The organism is Nesterenkonia alba DSM 19423, from assembly GCF_000421745.1.
In the GTDB taxonomy this organism is placed as follows: domain Bacteria; phylum Actinomycetota; class Actinomycetes; order Actinomycetales; family Micrococcaceae; genus Nesterenkonia; species Nesterenkonia alba.
On record NZ_ATXP01000013.1, the window covers coordinates 35,592 to 55,425 of the forward strand.

Genomic DNA, 19,834 nt, shown 5'->3' on the forward strand with positions numbered 1-19,834 from the left:
CATTTTCATCGTTGTAAGAACACGATGCGAGCAGGCCGATACCAAGGCGGTACGGATGGACAGAATGCAGATCAGCAGGCGGCAGGTGCTCGCCGGAGCCCTCGGGGCCGCCTCAGCCATGGCGCTGGCCGGATGCACAGCCGGAGGCGGAACGAGGGAGGCAGCCACAGTCCAGTTCTGGCACCTGCTCTCCGGTGGTGACGGCATCACCATGCAGGGGCTCATCGACACCATCAATGACGCCCACCAGGACTTCTTTATCCGCCCCACAGTGCTCGCCTGGGGCGCCCCCTACTACACCAAACTCGCCATGGCCGGAGCCGGCGGACGCGCCCCCGAACTAGCCGTGATGCACGCCTCGCGTGTACCGGGTTACGTTCCCGGCGGGCTGCTGGACCCCTGGGACCTCAACCGGCTGGCCGAGCTCGGGGTCGATGAGTCGACCTTCTCCGAACCCATCTGGGAAGCCTCCCAGGTCGACGGCGAGCTCTACAGTGTGGCGCTGGACGCTCACCCGTTCATCGCGCTGTACAACACCGAGATCTGCGAAGAAGCTGGGGTGCTCGACTCCGACGGGCGGCTGCTGCGTCCCGATAACCCCGATGACTTCCTGCAGATGTGCCGGGAGATCGCCGGGGTCACCGGCAACCACGGGCTCTCCTACGGTTTCCTGGCTGACGGCACCCAGATGTGGCGGCTGTTCTACGGGCTCTACTGCCAACACGGCGAGCAGATGAGCTTCAGCCAGACCGACGGTGTGGACTTCAACGAGGACACCTTCGTGGCGGTTCTGGAGTTCATGTCCCAGCTGGCCGACGGGGAGATTGCTGCCCGTCAAGGCACCATCGACTTCGCCATCGCTGAATTCGCCGCCCAGGAATCCGGTATCCACTTCACCGGAGTCTGGGAGCTGCCCACCATGCGCGAGGCGGGCGTGCCGCTGGGTGCCACGATGATCCCGCCGATCTTCGGCCAGGAAGCCGTCTACGCCGACTCCCACTCCTTTGTGCTGCCCCACCAGATGGATCCCGACGACGAACTACGCGACTACGCCTACACCTTCGTCGCCGAACTGTTAAGCAACTCCCTGGACTGGGCCGGTGCTGGTCACATCCCCGCCTACCAGCCGATCATCGAAGACCCTGATTACGCCGAGCTGAGCCCGCAGGCCGAATACGCCGAAGCCGCCGATCACATTGTCTACGACCCGGTGGCCTGGTTCACCGGATCCGGGTCCAACTTTGTGCAGGACTTCGGCAACATCGTCGGCAACACCGTGGTCTCCGGTTCAGGTTTCGATGAAGCCGCGGAGAACTTCCGCCGGCACATCGAAGACATCTTGGAGCGGCCCAACCCGGCGGACCCGGAGGAGACCCAGATATGACCGATGTCACCGCAGATCGCAGTGCCGTGGCCCCCGAACCGGAGACCGTGGAGGAGGGCCCGGGTATCAGCACCGCCGGGCGTACCCGCGGTCAGGCGCGTCGGGCCAACCAGCTCATCGCCTGGGCCTTCCTAGCCCCGTTCATGCTGGCGTTCTTTCTCTTCGTCATCTGGCCGTTGGCCCACGGGATCTACCTGTCGATGACCGACCAGTCGCTCACCGGGGCCGGAGGTAGCTTCATCGGCCTGGAGAATTACGCTGAGGCGCTCTCCGACCCAGTGGTGTGGACCTCCATCCGCAACACTGTCTGGTTCACCGTCATCTCCACCATCCCCCTGGTGCTCTTCGCCCTGGTGATGGCTTTACTGGTCAACACCGGGTTGCCCGGCCAGTGGCTGTGGCGGCTGAGCTTCTTTATGCCCTTCCTGCTGGCCTCCACGGTGATCTCCCAAATCTGGATGTGGATCTTCAACCCGGAGATCGGAGTCGCCAATGAAATCCTCACCACCTTCGGGTTCGAACCCATCGCCTGGCTGCAGACCGAGCACATCGATCTGATCTCAATCACCATCGCCACCGTGTGGTGGACTGTCGGATTCAACTTCCTGCTCTACCTGGCTGCCCTGCAGAACATCCCGGAGCATCAATATGAGGCCGCCGCCGTGGACGGTGCCGGCCGGTGGCGGCAATTATTCTCCATCACCCTGCCGCAACTGGGTCCGGTCACCGTGGTGGTGCTGGTACTGCAAGCCCTGGCCTCCCTGAAATTATTCGACCAGGCCTACCAGATGATGAACGGCGGATCCTCGGACACCTCCCGTCCCATCGTGCAGTACATCTTCGAGGCAGGCTTCGTCGGCTACCGGTTCGGCTACGCCTCAGCCATCTCCTATATCTTCTTCGCCCTCATCGTCATCGTCGGAATCTTCCAGATGACGGTGCTCTCCCGACGGAAGGGGAACTGATGAGTGCCGCAGCACCCGCCCTCGACAATGTCGATGTCACCAAAGTCCGCTCCCGCAACCGGCGCCCCGGTGAGAGCCCCTACAGCCCGGCGCGCATCCTCGCCTTCGCTGCCCTGGTCATCATGGCCGGGATCTGGCTAGGGCCCATCGTCTGGGCTGTGGCGACCGCCTTCAAGACCGAGACTGACGCCGCAGCCGGGGAACTGACCTTCATCGGGGAATCCGGGCCCACCCTGCAGGCCTTCGAATCGATCCTCTCCCAGGGCAATATCTACATCTGGGCACTGAACAGCGCATGGACCTCTGCGGTCATCACCTTCATCACCGTGGCGATCTCCGCCCTGGCTGCTTACGCGTTCTCCCGGCTGCAGTTCACCGGGAAGAAGTGGATCTTCGTGGCCGTGATCGCCTCGATCATCGTCCCACCCCAGGCGCTCATCATTCCGCTGTACTACCAGATGCTTGCCTTCAATATGGTGGATACCTACTGGGGGCTCATCCTCCCGCAGGTTGTTATGGCACCGATCGTCTTCATCCTCAAGAAATTCTTCGACGCCGTGCCCATTGAGCTCGAAGACGCCGCCCGCGTCGACGGGGCCGGCCGGTTGAGAGTGTTCTGGTCCGTGGTGCTGCCCCTGTCCCGGCCGATCCTCGGGGCGGTGTCCATCTTTGTGTTCATTCAGGCGTGGAACAACTTCCTGTGGCCCTTCCTCATCATCAACGACACCCTGCTGATGACCCTGCCTGTGGGACTGCAGACCGTCATCAGCGCCTACGGGATCCAATACGCCCAAGTGATGGCTCAGGCCGTCCTCGCCGCCCTGCCGCTGATCGTGGTGTTCCTCTTCTTCCAACGGCAGATCGTCAAGGGCGTGGCCACCACCGGCTTCGGTGGTCAGTAAAGTGGGCCCATGAGCCCGGCAGAGACTCAGCGCAGAGTCAGTAACCGGCCACCCCGGCCGACCATGAAAGACGTCGCCGCCGTCGCCGGGGTCTCCCCGAAGACTGTCTCCAATGTGCTCACCGGTGCGGCAGGAGTCCGCCCAGCAACCCGACAGCGGGTCGAAGCCGCCATCGCCGAACTCGACTTCGTCCCCAACCTCAGTGCCCGGGGACTGCGCAGCGGACGTGCCGGGGTGATCGGCGTGGCCCTGCCGGATCTCAGTACGGCCTTCTCCGCCTCCTTGAGTCAGACCGTAGTGCGGCAAGCCCACAGCCGCGGCATCGCCGTACAGATTGAGGAGACCGCAGCCGACCCGCGGCGGGAGTTCGACCTGGTCTCCCGGGCCCGGGCTCACCACATCGACGGACTGATCCTCAACCCGGTGAGTCTGGAAGACAGTGTGGTCGAACACGTCGAGCACCTCCCCCCGGTGGTCCTCATTGGAGAGGTCGAACAACACCGGGTGGACCGGGTTTTCATCGACAGTGAGACCGCCTCCTACCAGATGACTGAGCACCTCATCAGCCGGGGAGCCCGGCGCATCGCCGTCATCGGTGCCAGCGGCAGTTCCCGCGGTCGGCACGCCACCCCCACCCTGCGGTACCAGGGGCACCACGCCGCGCTGAAAGCGGCGCAGCTGAGCCCCGACCCGCGGCTGGAAGTCGGGGATGTGCCCTGGACGATGGCCGGCGGGGCTCGGGGCATGCAACGCATTCTTGCCGCCGGTGAGACCTTCGACGCTGTGGCCGCCTTCACCGATTCGCTGGCCATGGGTGCTCTGCACGTGCTGAGTCAACGCGGTATCCGGGTACCGGAGGATGTTTTAGTGACCGGATTCGACGACGTCGAACACGCCCAGTTCACCAACCCACCGCTGACCACGATCTCCTTCGACCACGCCGATTACGTCACCGCCGCCTTCGACCTGCTCAGCTCCCGGCTCGATGACCGCTCCCTGCCTCCCCGGGCGGTGTGTATTCCACACCAGGTGGTGACCCGAGGCTCCACTGGCGCGACACCGACTGGCTGGAGCGCGTGTGGTTGTGGTGCATGACACACCCGGTTAGGGTGAGAGAACGACTTGCATCGTTGTAAACCCTGCCGTTGTCACACCCGAGGAGACCCAGTGGCTGAAGCACGCATCGTCATCGACCGCGATTTCCAGGTGGGCCCGGTGCCCCGCCGGCTCTTCGGCTCCTTCGTGGAGCACATGGGCCGCTGTGTCTACACCGGTATCTACGAACCGGCTCACCCCTCGGCCGATGAGCACGGCTTCCGTACTGACGTGCTCGAACTCGTCAAGGAGATGGGCCCGACTGTGGTGCGCTACCCGGGAGGAAACTTCGTCTCTGGCTACCGGTGGGAAGACGGCGTCGGCCCCAAGGATCGCCGCCCCAACCGGCTCGACGGCGCCTGGCACACGATCGAGCCGAATACCTTCGGTCTCCACGAATTCGTCGAATGGGCCAAAAAAGCCGACGTCGAGGTGATGGAAGCTATCAACCTAGGCACTCGAGGGGTGGAGGAAGCCCGGGCTCTGGTGGAGTACGCCAACCACCCCCGCGGCACGTACTGGTCGGATATGCGCCGGGCCAATGGGGCCCAAGAGCCCTTCGGCATCAAACTGTGGTGCCTGGGCAATGAGCTCGACGGGCCCTGGCAGATCGGACACAAGACCGCCGATGAATACGGCCGGCTGGCCCAGGAGACCGCCAAGGCGATGAAACTGGTCGATCGGGACATCGAACTGGTCGCCGTGGGCTCCTCTAACCGGCAGATGCCCACTTTCGGGGACTGGGAGCACACGGTGCTCAAACACACCTATGAAGAAGTCGACTACATCTCCATGCACGCCTACTACTACGAGGACAACGGTGACGCCGCCAGCTTCCTCGCCGAGGCGGTGGACATGGACGCCTTCATCGACGGGGTGGTCGCCACCATCGACGCGGTCAAGGCCGCTGGGAAGCACCGCAAACAGGTCAACATCTCCTTCGACGAGTGGAATGTCTGGTATCAGCGTGGCCTCGACGGTGAGGACCAGCCGCACAATGTGGCCAAGGCCGGCTGGCGGGTGGCCCCACGGGTCATTGAGGACACCTATTCGGTAACTGACGCGGTCGTGGTCGGAACCCTGTTGCACTCTCTGCTGCGCCATGGCGACCGGGTCACCATCGCGAACCAGGCCCAGCTGGTCAATGTCATCGCGCCCATCCGCGCCGAGGAAAACGGCCCGGCCTGGCGGCAGACGAGCTTCTGGCCCTTCGCCCGGATGTCGAAGCTGGCCACCGGTGAGATCCTGCACCTGAAGGTCGATTCCACCCAGACCCCCACAGAGAAGTTCGGGGACGTGGACCTCGTCGACGCCGCCGCCACCTGGGATGAGGAAACCGGCAAGCTGGCTCTGTTCCTGGCTAACCGCAGCTTGAGCGAAGACGCCGAGATTTCCCTGGACCTGCGTGGGCTGGCAGTCAGCGGCATCAGCAGTGCCGAGCTGCTCACCGTGCCTGAGGGCGGGGACCGGCACACTGCCAACACCCTGCACCACCGCGAGGCGGTGGGCTTAACCCCCTTGACCTCCATCGGCGTGGAAGACGGTGTGGTCCGCGGCAGCCTGCCGGCACTGAGCTGGGCGGCGATCCAGCTCGATGTCGATAGGGTGTGAGCATGAAGGTTCTGGTCACCGGCGGCGCCGGCTACATCGGGTCCGTGGTGACCCAGCAACTCTTGGATGCCAACCACGACGTCGTCGTCGTCGACTCCCTGGCCACCGGCCACCGGGAGAATGTCCTCGCTGGGGCGAGCTGGCACCACGGTGATATCAGTGATGCCGGGGAGATCCTCGACTCGAGTTTCGATGCGGTGGTGCATCTGGCTGCGAAGTCTCTGGTGGGGGAGTCCGTGGCCCACCCGGAGCGGTACTGGCATGGCAATATCGTCGCCACTTTGAAGCTCATCGATGCGGTGCGTGCCGCCGGGGTGCCGCGGTTTGTGTTCTCCTCCACCGCTGCGGTCTACGGCAACCCGGTCTCCGAGACGATCACCGAGGAGCACCCCACTGCTCCGATCAACCCGTATGGGGCCTCCAAACTGGCGATCGACCACATGCTCGCCGGGGAAGCCGCCGCCCATGGGTTAGCTGCGGTGAGTCTGCGGTACTTCAACGTCGGCGGAGCCTCGGGTCACCTGCGGGAACGCCACGACCCTGAGACCCACCTCATTCCGAATCTGCTCACCGCCGCTGCCGGACAGGGGGAAGCGAAGCTCTTCGGCACCGACTACCCCACTCATGATGGAACCGCGGTGCGCGACTACATCCACGTGGTGGATCTGGCTGAAGCTCACCTGCTGGCCATGGACTGGGTTCAGCCTGGTACTCACGAGGTCTTCAACCTGGGCACCTCAGTGGGTTCGAGCGTGCGTGAGGTCATCGACGCGGTGAAGCGAGTCACCGGGCGGGACCTGCCGGTGCGGGAAGAACCCCGCCGCCCGGGGGACCCTGCGGTCTTGGTTGCCTCAGGGAAGAAGGCCAAGCAGGTGCTCGGGTGGACACCACACCGCGACTTAGACACCATCATCGGTGATGCCTGGGAGGCGCTGGGCAGGCCCTCCGGACCGGGCGAGTAGGTGGGTTGAGTAGGATAGGGCGGTGACTTCTCAGCCTGATAAGCCCACCGAATCCTCCGCCCAGCCTTCCGCTCAGAACCCTCACCGGGAGCGCGCGAATGACGCAGCCCAGACGGTGCTCGTCGTTGACTATGGGGCCCAGTACGCCCAGCTGATTGCCCGGCGGGTCCGTGAGGCCCGTGTGTACTCCGAGGTGGTCCCGCACACCCTGGCTGCCGCTGAGATCATCGCCCGGCAGCCGGCTGCGGTGATTCTCTCCGGAGGCCCGGCCAGTGTTTACGCCGAAGATGCCCCGCGGGTTGAACGGGAGCTGTTTGAAGCCGGCATCCCCGTCTTGGGTATCTGCTACGGGTTTCAGGCCATGGCCCACGCCCTGGGTGGGGAGGTCGCCCGCACCGGGGACCGCGAATACGGCAAAACACAGGTGCGTCAGACCACCGCACCGCATGGGCTGCTCGATGGCACCGACCCGGTCCAGGACGTGTGGATGTCCCACAGCGACTCCGTCCAGCGGGCCCCGGAGGGCTTTGAGGTGCTTGCTGTCTCCGACCACGCTCCGGTCGCCTGCTTCGCCGACGACGCTCGTCGGCTCTACGGGGTCCAGTGGCACCCGGAGGTCAAACACTCGCCTCAGGGTCAGCGGGTCATCGAGAACTTCCTCTACGAGGGCGCCGGCTTGGCCCCGGAGTGGACCACCGGCAATATCGTTGAAGAACAGGTCGCCGCCATCCGGGAGCAGGTCGGCGATGCCCAGGCGATCTGCGGTCTTTCCGGGGGAGTGGACTCCGCAGTGGCCGCCGCGCTGGTGCAAAAGGCCATTGGAAACCAACTGACCTGCGTGTTCGTTGACCACGGGCTGATGCGTGAAGGCGAAGCCGAACAGGTCGAACGTGACTTCGTAGCCGCCACTGGGGCCAAGCTTTACGTGGCCGATGAGAAGAAACGTTTCCTCTCCGCCCTGGCGGGGGTCTCCGACCCGGAGGAGAAACGCAAGATCATTGGCCGCGAGTTCATTCGTGCCTTCGAAGAAGCCGAGCGCAACATCCTGGAAGAGGCTGAGGCCGAAGGCAGCAAGGTCGAGTTCCTGGTCCAGGGAACCCTCTACCCCGACGTCGTGGAATCCGGTGGGGGAGAGGGTGCCGCCAACATCAAGTCTCACCACAATGTGGGTGGGCTGCCCGAGGATCTGCAGTTCAAACTCGTGGAGCCGCTGCGCGCCCTGTTCAAAGATGAAGTTCGCGCAGTGGGCGCCGAGCTCGGCTTGCCTGCCGAAATCGTCCAGCGCCAGCCCTTCCCCGGCCCGGGGCTGGGGATCCGCATCATCGGAGAAGTCACCGAAGAACGTCTGGCGATTCTGCGTCGTGCCGATGCGATCGCCCGGGAAGAGCTGACCAACGCAGGACTGGATGCCGAGGTCTGGCAGATGCCAGTGGTGCTGTTGGCCGATGTGCGGTCGGTGGGAGTCCAGGGTGATGGGCGAACCTACGGTCACCCGGTGGTGCTGCGACCGGTGAGCAGTGAGGACGCGATGACCGCCGACTGGTCACGGCTGCCCTACGAGCTGCTGGCGACCATCTCCAACCGGATCACCAATGAGGTGGAGGAGATCAACCGCGTAACCCTCGACGTGACCTCGAAACCCCCCGGGACGATCGAGTGGGAGTAGCGGTAGCCTTCCTCCAAAGTCCGTAAGTGTCTCTGGAGGAAATCAGGTGAGCGCTGAGTCCGCCGCGTCGGCCCGCAGCCCCGTCGAAGCAGACTTCGCCGACAGCCCCGATATGGCTGAGCCCACCGCCCCGGTGACGCTCGATGTCCCCGGGTGGATCGAGTCGCTGGGCACCGGCACCGAGAACGACACCATGCTGCGGTTCACTCCCAGCCAACACAACGCCGTCGACCTCACTGACGCCAATGCCTCCGGGTTGATGCAGTTGTTGGCTGGGCGCCGCACCCGGCTCTCCACTCTGCTCAATGACCCCGGGGTCTTCACTACCGGGGCCAAAGCTGCCTCAAATATCCGCGCGAAGATCCGCGAGATGCGGGAAGACCGGGGCATCGACGTCGGGTACCTGGCTGCTGGCATCGCCTCCTGGACAGAGACTACCGCCGCCGGTACCGAATCCTTCACCGCCCCCGTGATGCTGGTACCCATCAGTGTGCGGACCCGAGCCGACACCAATGACTACGAGCTGCAGTTCACCGCTGCCGCTAAACTCAATCCGGCCCTGGCCCGGCATATGGCCGAAACACACCAGCTGCTGCTGGACTCCGCTGAGTTCCATCAGGCCGGGTACGTCACCGCACGGTTCGACCCCACCCGGACCTCCGAGTTGTTGACTCAGCGAGCCGCCGAAGCCGCGGGGGAGAACACCGAATCCCCGCTGGCGTCCCTGCAGGTGTGGAACCAGCTGTATGTCTCGACTTTCGCTGACCTCGCCGAACTGGGGAACCCGCAGGCGGTTGCCGCCGGGCATCCGGTGATCCGGGCCATGGCCTCCGGTCAGCCGCTGGAGCAGGGGGCCGCGGAGACCCGCCGGGCCGATCTGGAGCCTCTCGATGAGCGCACCCCGAAGCGGGAACGTTTGGTGGCCGACGCCGACGCCGACCAGCAGGCAGCACTTGATGCGATCCTCACCGGTGCCAGCTGTGTGGTCTCCGCACCCCCAGGGACAGGGCAGACCCAGACCGCGGTCAACGCCGCCGCTGGCCTGGCATGGGCCGGCAAACGGGTGCTGGTCATCGCCGAACGCACAGAGACCCTCAGCGAGTTCTCCCGTCGGCTCTCAGCGGCGAAGCTGGGCACCCTGGCAGTGCATGTGCCCGCCTCCGCTGACCCGGAAGCCCTGCGCACCCAGGTCATCCGAGCGGTCAAACGGGCCGAGCGGGCTGAGCCACCGCGTTTGACCGCGCTGCATGAGAAGCTCACTGTCCGGCGTCATCAGCTGCGCGACCACGTGGCCAGTCTGCATAAGGTCCGGGACCGCTGGAACTGTTCCCCCTACCAGGCGATGCAGGCCCTGGCCGCCCTGACCTCGCTGAACCCGGCCCCAGCCACCGGGGTGCGGTTGCGCCGCTCCGTGCTGGACAACACCGTCGAGCGCGGTCACATTGCGGTCAAGCTCAAGCGCGCCGCCGAACTGGGTGCCTTCTCCGCTGAGACTCGCTCCAGCCCCTGGTTCAACGCCCGGATCTCCAACCGTCAGGAAACCCAGGACGCCCGGGCCCTGGTGGAGAAGCTCCAGCGGGACCTCCCCGAACTGAAGAGTCAGATGGAGCGTGCCTGCGAGACGGTCAAAGTCCGCTGCGGAGACTCATTCGCCGACTGGCACTCCCAGGTGCTGCTCTTCCAGCGAGTCCAGGAATCCCTGGGCAAATTCAGCCACGATGTCTACGCCCGGGATGTCCATGACCTCATCGCCGCCACAGCCCCGGGATGGTGGCGGCGGCAGAACAACGTGGAAATGTCCTCGATGGCCCGGTCCCGCCTGCGTCGGGTCGCCAAGGAGTACATCCGCCCCGGGGTCTCCATCAACGACCTGCACGGTTCCCTGGTGGATGTGCAGTCCGAGCGCGAAGAGTGGCTGAAGTGGGCTGAAGGTGACTCCCTGCCCACGGTGCCGGGCAAGCTCGACGCCCTCGTCGACGTCGTCGGCAGCGTGCAGACCCGCTTGGAGAAACTGGTGAGTGTCCTCGCCCCCGCGGAGGAAGGCAAGACCCTCTTCGATGTGCCCGCTGAGGAGCTCTTCGCCACCATCGAATCCCTGGCCGAGGACGACCGGTCGCTGAAGACCCTGCCGGAGCGCACCCTGCTGGCCGAGCAGCTGCGCGAACAAGGCTTCGGTGAATTACTCGACGACCTGGCCGAACGGGAGGTCCCCGCCGGGCAGGTCGCTGACGAGCTGGAACTGGCCTGGTGGCAATCAGCTCTGGAAGCGATGATCTCCGGGGATGAGTACCTGGCGATGACCACAGGCGAGAACTTGCGCACCATTGAGGCGGAGTACGCTCAGGCCGACGCCGCACACATCGAAACCGGTGCTCAGCGGCTCACCCACCACCTCGCCGTGCAGTGGAAATCCGCCCTGGAGGAGCACCCTGAGGCCGCTGAGACGCTGCGCACGCTGCTGAAAAGCTCCACCCCCACGGTGGCGGAGCTGGAACAGGTCCACCGTGGTCTCACCCAGCCGCTGGTGCCGGTGTGGACCACCAGCCCGCTTGGACTGGCCGAGCACTTCCCGGCAGAACAGCGTCCCAGCTTTGATGCGGTCATCCTGCTCGATGCCGAGTCCTTGGCGACGTCCGCGGCTCTGGGGCCGATCTCCAGAGCCGAGCAGGTCATCGCTTTCGGTGATCCCGTTTCCGGGGAGCCCAAACCCCTGGCCGTCTCCGCTGATCCGATCGCCCGGGCCGCTGAAGCTCAGGTGCCCGGTTCGGTCTATCGCGATCTGGAGCAGGTGTTGCCGGAGTACACCTTGCGGCAGGTTCACCGGGGAGTGGACCAGGAGCTCACCCGGCTGGTCTCCGATGCGCTATACAACGGGGAGCTGACCCGGCTGCCGGACCCCGCCCAGCTCACCGGACAGGACCGTCGCCTTACGGTGGTTCACGTTGAGAACCGCACCGGCGGCCGGGAGACGGTGGAGTCTCCCACCGCGGAGGTCAACAAGGTGGTGGACCTGGTGTTCGACCACGTCCGTCGGCATCGTAACCGTTCCTTGGCGGTCATCACCGGTTCTGAGTGGCACGCCAAACGGGTGGCCGATGCGATCCGTCTGCACCTAGCCAACCACGCCTGGGCATCCCCGTTCTTCGAACACGGTGCAGCCGGCACCCCCGGTGGCGCGGGTGCCTCAGCCCCCGGTGAAGGGGCCGGGGAGCGGTTCGTCGTCGCACCGGTGGAGCGCGCCCACGGGGTGGTGCGCGACGACGTCATCTTCAGTGTGGGCTATGGCCGTAGCGTCAAAGGGGAGGTCGCCGAGGAGTTCGGGGACCTTTCCGGGCTTCGGGGCACGGAGTACTTCGCCCAGGCGGTCACTCGGGCTCGGGGCCGGTTGACGGTGGTCAGCTCACTGCGCGCCGAAGACTTACAGCAGGTTCAGTTGAGTTCCGGGGCGGCGCTGGTGCGTGATCTGCTGGCCCTGGATAGTTCTGCCGGGTCGAATCCTTCGGCCTCGGCGGAGATCACCGATCCGCTGGTCTTGGACCTCATTGACCGGATCCGGGCCCGCGGGGGGCGGGTCGAAGACGGGTTCCACGGCACCTTGGACCTGGCGGCTTGCCCGCGGCGGCTCATCCCGGAGACCCCGGTACGGCCAGTGGCGATGGTCTCCGATGGGACCGAGACCTATGCCGGGTTGTCGGTGCGGGAGCGTTCCCGGTTGCGGCCGGCACAGTTCCGTCGGCTGGGCTGGGAGTACATGGTGCTGTGGACTATCGAGGTGTTCTCCGATCCGGGCAGGATTACTGAGATGGTGGCGGAGAAGGTCGGGCTGAGTTCGGGTCCCGAGTTCGCGGAGTCCGGGCGAGCTCAGTTGCGGCACGTCACCGGTCAGGTCCGGTTTGGTGGGGCGGCCGATGAGTCGGATGAGTCCGCCCGCACCCCGCAGAAGCGTTGGGCGGCACCCCGGGACCGTGGACGGTGGGATTGATGAGCGCATCCGGGTCTTCGCGACGGCGCGGCCACCGGCGCGTGGTGGCTCCTGGTACCTCTGGTCAGCCCGAGGAGCAGGAAGCCCAGGGGTGGGAGGTCTTCTCTGCTGACCCGGGTGAGGATCAGGACACTGAGGCCGACGACGCCGCCACACGGGAGAAGTGGTTGAAGGCCGAGCGTCCTCCGCACTGGGGATAGACCCTGGAAGAGCCATAGCCCTCTTCGTCGTGTGGGTTTTCCACATCGGGTCTCTGGGATGAATGGCACGCCGGTGGTCTCCACATCTCAGTGATGCTGCGCTGCGCCGCTGGAGTCCCTCACCCATGCTGGGGCCATGACGACCACCAGCACACCCCGGGACGGGACACCGCGGCCCAGCACACCTCGGCACAGCACAGGTCGGCACTGCCCAGCCCGGGACAGCACTGTTCGGGAGGGAACAGTCGGGGAGGGAACCCTCCGGCGCAGATCGGCCCAACACCAAGCGGCCCAACGCCAATCACCCCAGTACACCTCTGCCCAGGACCGAACAGTTCAACACCGAACAGGCCAACACCGAACAGGCCAACACCGAACCTCCGGACTTCCCAGGGCCCGGCAGGCCGAGGCCGGCATGCCGGGGCAGCGCCGAGCTCGCAGGGCCCCTGGACCGGAGCACTCTGAAGATGCTGCCGGTGCTGGTCCTTTTCTGCCCCGCAGCCCGTCCCGATCCGGCCCATTCCGCTCGCCCAAACGTCTCTCCCCACGGGGAGCTCAGGCCCGCTTTTCCCGACGCCGAGCCCCACGGGTGAGGAGGCGGTTGCGCGGAGCGGGCCTGATGCCCAAGCTGCGCCGGTTCCGGGTGCCGGTGGCGGTCCTGCTGGGACTCTGTGCCGCTGCGGCGGCGCTACTCGGAACCGACCATCAGCCCGTGGAGACCACCACCGCGGTGCGGGTCACCCAGGACATCACCGCCGGAGAAGTGCTCTCACCCTCAGTGTTGGAAGAGGTTGAGATCGACGTCGCCGCCTTGGGTCAGGGGTATGCCACCTCCGTGGACGAGTTGGCCGGGGCGACTCTTGCCGCGTCACTACCGGCCGGAGCAGTGGTCCTGGAATCCCAGCTGGTGGGCCCCGGACTGCTGGATGGCTACGAGCCCGGCACGGTGGCGGTGCCGGTCCGCCCGGCCGATACAGCGATCATCGGATTGCTCTCCCCAGGCCAGCGGGTTGATGTCCTGGCCTCCCGTGACGCCCCGGAGCAGGAACAGGCCACAGAGCGGGTGGCCCAGAATGTGCCCGTGCTGTGGATCCCGCAGGGAGAAGGCGACAACTGGCTGGGCGCAGGTGAGGCCGACGACGTCGTCATCCTCGCCGTGGACGCCGCCACCGCAGAAGACATCGCCCAAGCCAGTCACGCCGCCCGGCTACACCTCAGCCTCGTGGGACCGGAGAGTGCCCGGTGAGACGGTTCAGGCGGTCGCGGTGGCCTTGGCGCTGGATGAGGTGCCAGAAGATGCGCCGCTGGAAGACGAGTTACTACTCGATGAGCCGTTTGAGGAACCCGCATCGGAACTGCCGGAACTCGACCCGCCCGCATCAGAAGAAGACGAGGATGAGGAACCGGAGCCCGCCGAAGAGTCCGAGGACGAACTCGAGGCACGGGAATCGGTGCGGTAGAAGCCAGAGCCCTTGAACGTCACCCCGATATTGCCGAACTTCTTCCGCAACCGACCCGAGCACTGGGGGCACTCGGTCAGCGAGTCCTCGGAGAACGACTGGACAATGTCAAAGGCGTGCCCGCAGTCTTTGCACGCGTAGGCATAGGTCGGCATGGCATCTCCCGGATTAGCACTCAGTGATTCCGAGTGCTAATGATACCGCGCTCAGTGGCCACTGCGTCGACGCGGATATCGTGAGCCTCCGCGGGGATTTCTCCGAGGGGTAACAGGTCCTCAGAATGCACCACGGCGATCAGCTCCACGGCAGCCCGCCACCGCGCGGGCAGAGCGGTCAGCAGAGAGCCGAGGGTCGCATCGTAGTATCCGCCCCCCTGACCCACACGCCGCCCGGAGGCATCTGCCCCCAAGGCAGGGCAGAGCACTACCAGAGCCGCTGCGGCGTGGGCGCGGGACCTGTCACCTGTGCGGACCTCCTCTCCGGGAATCTCCTGTGGTGGGACGCTCTCTGTGGGGGAGTCGCCTGAGGAGAAGGCACTGCCGAGGAGGTCATCCAGGGCCCAGGTGGGACCGAGAGGTTCCTGAACCGGTAACCACCGGCTGCGGCGTAACGAGACCTGCGGGGTCCACGCCGCCCAGCGCAACACCCGCAGCGGCGGTTCAGGGATGACGGGAACATAGACCCCGGCAGCACCCGAGGGGCTGTTGCCATTGCTGTTGCCATCGCCATCACTGTTGTCGCTGTCGCTGGAGTTGCCATGGGGGTGGGGTTGACCGCCGTTGCGGCGCAGGTGGTACTCCAAGAAGACCCGCGGGTCCGGCTCCCCAGGTAGGGGCAGATACCCGGCGACTGTGGTCCGGTCGCTGATATGGCCGCTGAGCACCTCGGCCAGACGCTGCGCCCGGGTTGTGATCTCCTCACCGGTGAGCCGGCGTCGTCGTTGTTGTACGGCACGCCGTAGCTGGGCTTTACGCGCCGTGGCCTCGGAGGGGTCCCCTAGATCCACGACTGGATCCACATCCGCCAGCGCCACTGGTCATAAGGAATCAGCTCAGCGGTCCACACCGGCCAGAAGAACACCGAAACCGCCACGGCCAGCAACGCAAAGCACAGCACCAGCACCGTGTTGCGCTGCCGGGCAGTGAGGATCTCCGCCTGCGAGCGCGCCACCCCGGAGGAGCTCGTCGCGGCAGTCCCCATCCGCAGCACCAGGCCGGCCAACACGGTCACCGCCAGAATGAGGAAGGGGTGAAAGCTGATCGTGTAGAAGAAGAACATCGTCCGGTCGGGGAAAAGCAGCCAGACGGCATACCCGGCCAGGTACCCGGAGAGAATCGCCCCATAACGCCAGTCACGCCGACCCAGCCACAGGGCGACGACGACCACCAGCCCCACAAGCCCGGCCCACCAGATCAGTGGGTTGGCCAGGTCAACAATGGCCGAGGAGCACGCCTCCACCGCGCAGACCTCCCCGGTGTGCTCATACAGATCCCCGTGGTCACGCCCCTGATAGTGCATGGAAACCGGCCGGCCCATAAACAGCCACGTCCAGGGGGTGGAAGCGTAGTCATGGCCGGTCTCCAATCCGGTGTGAAAGCCCGTGGCCGAGGTGTGGTAATTCCACAGGGACCGCAGCGGCCCAGGCACCAGGTGACCCAACCCCGAGGCCGGATTATCCAGGTGCCACTGCCGACCCCAGCCCCCACTGCCAGCCAGCCACCCCGACCAGGAGAGCACATAGGTCACCGTGGCGATCGGCAGCACCGTCACCACCGCGGGCAGAGCATCGCGCAGCAACCCGCCGGTGACCCACCGTTGGATTCCCACCGTGCGCCGAGCCTGGAGATCCCACAACACCACTAGCAGGCCAAAGACGGGAATGAACGCCAGACCGGAGAGCTTCACCGCTACCGCGCAGCCCAACAGCACCGCGGCCACCAGTTGCCAGGGCCGCCACAGCAACCACGGACCACACCGGCGCTGGAGCACAGGCGGGTCGGTGGCTGCCCACTCGGCCAGCCGACGTCGGGACCAATACCGGTCAGCCAGCAGCGCACCAAAGGCTGCCAGCACAAACAGCATGAGGAAGATATCCAGCATCGCCACCCGAGACATGACGATGTGATGACCCTCCACCGCGGTCAACAACCCGGCGAACCCACCTAAGAACACCGAACGGAACATTCGCTGGGCGATCAGCGCAACCAGCAACACCCCCAACGCCCCGGCCACCGCCGATGAGATCCGCCACCCGTAGGCGCTCTCAGTGCCCACCATGCGCAGCCCGATGGCAATGAGCCACTTACCCAACGGCGGATGAACCACATAGGAGCCCTCATCAGTGGGCTCGGGATTGCCGGCGATGAACTGCTCATCGTGCTCATCGGGCCAGACCAGCTCGTAACCAGTCTGCAGCAAGGCGTAAGCATCCTTGGCGTAGTAGGTCTCATCGAAGATGAGCGAACGCGGGTTGCCCAGATTCCATACCCGCAGGATCAGGCCAATGACCGCCACCGCAGCGGGCACGAGCCAACCCCACCAGCCGGGGGAGTAAGGCAGAGCGTGCAGGCGCTGCTCATAGTGGGCGCGGAGCCGCGGGTCCACCACAGGAAGCCGGTCAGCCGCTGCGGCGGACTGCCGGGCTGACTCGTCAGAAGCTGGGTCGGTGCGTGCTGAGTGGGTGCGTGCCGGGTTTTTGGGCGCAGGCTCGTCTTCGCAGGCTGGGTCCTCGGATGCCGGGTCAGTGGTCTCGACGGCGCTCACCCTGGGTATCCTACTGAGGATGGACGGGCAGGCAGCGGAGGAAAAACTCTGGGCGGTTCCCGTGGTGCTGGCCGCCACGCCGATCGGCAACCTCGCCGACGCCACCTGCCGGCTCACCGAGCTGATCCGCACCGCTGAGGTCATCGCCTGTGAAGACACCCGCCGCACCCGGCACCTGATCTCCGCACTGGGAATCAGCACCCACGCCCGGCTCGTCAGCCTCCACGAGCACAATGAGGCCTCCCGCTCAGCAGAACTCATCGCCCAGGCCCGGTCCGGCACCCGCATCCTGGTCGTCTCCGACGCCGGAACCCCCGGGGTCTCCGATCCCGGGCACCGGCTGGTCACCGCCGCCATTGAGGCAGATCTGCCCGTCACCGCCGCACCCGGTGCCTCAGCGGTGACCACCGCACTGGTGCTCTCCGGACTGCCCACTGCGCAGTTCACCTTCGCCGGCTTCCCCCCGCGGAAGGTCTCCGAGCGCCGCCAGCTGCTCAACCGGCTTGAGACCGAGCAGTGGACCACAGTGCTGTTTGAATCCCCACACCGGGTCGCTGCGACCCTGGGGGAGATGAGCGAGGTCCTCGGGAGTCAGCGTCGGGTCGCCGTCGCCCGCGAACTGACCAAACGCTATGAGGAGATTCTCCGCGGCGGTCTGGGTGAGGTGGCAGAGACCCTCACCGCCCGGCAGGCGTCCGGCGGGTTGAAAGGGGAATTCGTCATCGTGCTGGCCGGGGCTGAGGCGGCCCCCGAGGGAGGGGAGCGCAGCGTGGAGGAGCTGGCCGGCGTCGTCGTCGAACGTGCTGCCGCGGGTGAGCGGATGAAGGACGCCGCCAAGCAACTGGCCGCCGAACACGGGGTGCCCTCCCGTGAGCTCTACGCCGCCGCGACGGCACTTCGCCACCGCTGAGACCACAGGCCTGGTTAGACTACGGACGTGACTTCCACCACTGAGAGCAACTCCGAGAACCCGATCCGCGAGTCCAGCACCGAGCTGATCGTCCGGCTGCCCGAGGACGTCAACGTCACCGACGGGGTGCTCGCCCTGCATCGCCAGCGCCCCGAACACGCCGTCTACGCGGTCCGCAACGGTGCCGGCGGATGGCTCGATGTCTCCATCACAGCCTTCCTGGACCGGGTCCGCGGAGTCGCGAAAGGCCTCATCGCCCTCGGAGTCCAGCCCGGGGACCGGGTCGCAGTGATGTCCCAGACCTCCTACTCCTGGGCCGTGGTGGACCAGGCGGTGTGGTTCGCCGGGGGGATCTCCGTGCCGATCTATGACACCTCATCCGTCCACCAGATCGCCCAGCTGCTGGCCGACTCCGGAACCAAAGTGGTCCTCATCGGCAGTGAGGAACTGCGCAGCAAAGTCCAGGCCGGGGCGAATATGGGCAAAGCCGAGGTGGACATTCACCACATCGGTAACTGGGCGGGGCTGGCTGAGCTGGCCGAGCGCGGCAGTGAGGTCACCGACGAACAGCTTGAGCAGGCGCGCACCTCCAACGGGCTCGACGACGTCGCCACGATCGTCTACACCTCCGGCACCACGGGCAAACCCAAAGGGGTGCGGATCACCCACCGCAACCTCGCCGAAGGGGCGGCGAACCTGCTGGCCTTCACCACCGAGATCTTGGGGGAGGGCGAGTCCCGGACCCTGCTGTTCCTGCCGCTGGCGCACGTGCTGGCCCGCGCGGTGCAGGTCGCCTGCCTGCATCGGGGGATCCAGGTGGCCCACACTGGGGACACCACCACGCTCATTGAAGACCTCGGCAGCTTCAAACCCACCTGGCTGCTGGCCGTGCCGCGAGTCTTCGAGAAGGTCTACCACGGGGCGGCGGCGAAAGCGCACTCCGAAGGCAAGGGGAAGATCTTCGACGCCGCCCGGGACACTGCGATCCAGTACTCCCAGGCGCTGGAAGCCGCTGAGAGCGGGCGGGGCTCCGGGCCCGGACTGGGGCTAAAAGCTAAGCACGCGATCTTCTCCAAACTGGTCTACGGCAAGCTCCACGCCCGGATGGGCGGGTGTGTGACACACTTCGTCTCCGGGGCTTCCCCGCTGAATACGGACATCGCCCACTTCTTCACCGGGATGGGCCTGCCCGTGCAAGAGGGCTACGGGCTCACCGAGTCCACCGCGCCGATCACCCTCAACATCCCGGGGGCCACCCGCATCGGTTCAGTGGGTCTGCCGGTGCCGGGCAACAGTGTGAAGATCGCCGAGGATGGGGAGATCCTGCTGAAAGGTCCGGTGATCTTCGATGGGTACCACAACAATGATGACGCCACTGAAGAAGCCTTCACCGAGGATGGCTGGTTCTGCTCCGGTGACCTGGGCTCTATGGATGAGGACGGGTTCCTCACGATTACCGGGCGGAAGAAAGAGCTCATCGTCACCGCCGGTGGGAAGAACGTCTACCCCACTCCGTTGGAGGAAGCAGTGCGTGTCCACGCGCTGGTCGGCCAGACCGTGGTGGTCGGGGACGGCAAACCCTTTGTGGCGGCGATGGTCTTCCCCGACCCGGAGAACGTGCCGGCCTGGGCGCAGCGGGAAGGCTACGGGGAACTCAGTGTCTCTGAGGTTTTGCAGCACCCCGAGGCCGCTGAGGCCCTACACAGTGAAATCCAGGCGCAGATCGATGCTGCTAACGAGCGGGTTTCCCGGGCGGAGTCGATCCGTAAGTTCGAGATCGTCGACGCCGAACTCTCCGAGGCCTCCGGGCACCTCACACCGTCGATGAAGCTCATCCGCGGCAAAGTGGTTGAGGACTACAGCGACGTCGTCGAACGTCTCTATGCTTCCTGAGGTCTCTCTGCGCTTCCTGACGTCACGGCACCCTGATGTGT

General features: G+C 65.6%; 15 protein-coding genes and 1 pseudogene. 13 read left to right on the forward strand and 3 right to left on the reverse strand.

The window, feature by feature from the left end:
* The first annotated feature begins 55 nt into the window (after positions 1-55).
* The 11 genes from H578_RS0109800 to H578_RS16730 all read left to right on the forward strand — a co-directional run bounded on the left by H578_RS0109800 (position 56) and on the right by H578_RS16730 (position 14,227).
* On the forward strand, positions 56-1,384 hold the full coding sequence (locus tag H578_RS0109800; protein ID WP_028464147.1) for an extracellular solute-binding protein: 1,329 nt from the start codon (positions 56-58) through the stop codon (positions 1,382-1,384).
* The gene (locus H578_RS0109805; protein ID WP_022873509.1) at positions 1,381-2,349 is read left to right on the forward strand and encodes a carbohydrate ABC transporter permease; all 969 of its coding nucleotides are present in this window, start codon (positions 1,381-1,383) and stop codon (positions 2,347-2,349) included. Before H578_RS0109800 ends, H578_RS0109805 begins: the two co-directional genes overlap by 4 nt.
* A complete protein-coding gene (locus H578_RS0109810) occupies positions 2,349-3,251 on the forward strand; it encodes a carbohydrate ABC transporter permease (RefSeq protein ID WP_022873510.1) in 903 nt (300 codons plus the stop codon). The genes H578_RS0109805 and H578_RS0109810 overlap by 1 nt, the downstream gene beginning before the upstream one ends.
* A 9-nt stretch (positions 3,252-3,260) precedes the next feature.
* On the forward strand, positions 3,261-4,346 hold the full coding sequence (locus tag H578_RS14635) for a LacI family DNA-binding transcriptional regulator (RefSeq protein WP_022873511.1): 1,086 nt from the start codon (positions 3,261-3,263) through the stop codon (positions 4,344-4,346).
* Between the two features lie 72 nt (positions 4,347-4,418).
* Positions 4,419-5,957 carry an arabinosylfuranosidase ArfA gene (arfA, locus tag H578_RS0109820; protein WP_022873512.1) on the forward strand — a complete coding sequence of 513 codons (1,539 nt, stop codon included), beginning with the start codon at positions 4,419-4,421 and terminating at the stop codon, positions 5,955-5,957.
* A gap of 2 nt (positions 5,958-5,959) precedes the next feature.
* Complete coding sequence (galE, locus tag H578_RS0109825; RefSeq protein WP_022873513.1) at positions 5,960-6,919, forward strand: UDP-glucose 4-epimerase GalE; 960 nt, start codon at positions 5,960-5,962, stop codon at positions 6,917-6,919.
* A 115-nt stretch (positions 6,920-7,034) separates the two neighbouring features.
* On the forward strand, positions 7,035-8,585 hold the full coding sequence (gene guaA, locus H578_RS0109830) for a glutamine-hydrolyzing GMP synthase (protein ID WP_028464150.1): 1,551 nt from the start codon (positions 7,035-7,037) through the stop codon (positions 8,583-8,585).
* A gap of 46 nt (positions 8,586-8,631) precedes the next feature.
* Entirely contained in the window at positions 8,632-12,567 is a 3,936-nt protein-coding gene (locus H578_RS14640) for a DUF4011 domain-containing protein (protein ID WP_022873515.1), read from the forward strand.
* Entirely contained in the window at positions 12,567-12,767 is a 201-nt protein-coding gene (locus H578_RS14645; protein WP_022873516.1) for a hypothetical protein, read from the forward strand. Before H578_RS14640 ends, H578_RS14645 begins: the two co-directional genes overlap by 1 nt.
* A 619-nt stretch (positions 12,768-13,386) precedes the next feature.
* Positions 13,387-14,013: a Flp pilus assembly protein CpaB gene (gene cpaB, locus H578_RS16435; RefSeq protein ID WP_022873517.1), complete on the forward strand. Its 627-nt coding sequence runs from the start codon at positions 13,387-13,389 to the stop codon at positions 14,011-14,013.
* Positions 14,003-14,227, forward strand: a complete 225-nt coding sequence (locus tag H578_RS16730; RefSeq protein WP_051130857.1) for a hypothetical protein — start codon at positions 14,003-14,005, stop codon at positions 14,225-14,227. Before cpaB ends, H578_RS16730 begins: the two co-directional genes overlap by 11 nt.
* A 14-nt stretch (positions 14,228-14,241) precedes the next feature.
* On the opposite strand, the pseudogene H578_RS16735 reads toward H578_RS16730, so the two are convergent.
* The 3 genes and pseudogenes from H578_RS16735 to H578_RS0109860 form a co-directional block, all read right to left on the reverse strand.
* A pseudogene (locus tag H578_RS16735) lies at positions 14,242-14,382 on the reverse strand (FmdB family zinc ribbon protein); the annotation flags it as partial.
* A 20-nt stretch (positions 14,383-14,402) separates the two neighbouring features.
* Complete coding sequence (locus tag H578_RS15715; protein ID WP_245554968.1) at positions 14,403-15,233, reverse strand: 5-formyltetrahydrofolate cyclo-ligase; 831 nt, start codon at positions 15,231-15,233, stop codon at positions 14,403-14,405.
* The gene (locus H578_RS0109860; protein WP_022873520.1) at positions 15,224-16,990 is read right to left on the reverse strand and encodes a dolichyl-phosphate-mannose--protein mannosyltransferase; all 1,767 of its coding nucleotides are present in this window, start codon (positions 16,988-16,990) and stop codon (positions 15,224-15,226) included. Before H578_RS0109860 ends, H578_RS15715 begins: the two co-directional genes overlap by 10 nt.
* Before the next feature lie 19 nt (positions 16,991-17,009).
* Here H578_RS0109860 and rsmI point away from each other — a divergent pair, with 19 nt between their 5' ends.
* Together rsmI and H578_RS0109870 are read left to right on the forward strand one after the other, a co-directional pair.
* Complete coding sequence (gene rsmI / locus H578_RS0109865; RefSeq protein WP_022873521.1) at positions 17,010-17,900, forward strand: 16S rRNA (cytidine(1402)-2'-O)-methyltransferase; 891 nt, start codon at positions 17,010-17,012, stop codon at positions 17,898-17,900.
* Between the two features lie 27 nt (positions 17,901-17,927).
* Positions 17,928-19,793 (forward strand): AMP-dependent synthetase/ligase, encoded by a 1,866-nt coding sequence (locus H578_RS0109870; RefSeq protein WP_022873522.1) that lies wholly within the window; start codon positions 17,928-17,930, stop codon positions 19,791-19,793.
* The last annotated feature ends 41 nt before the right edge of the window (positions 19,794-19,834 follow it).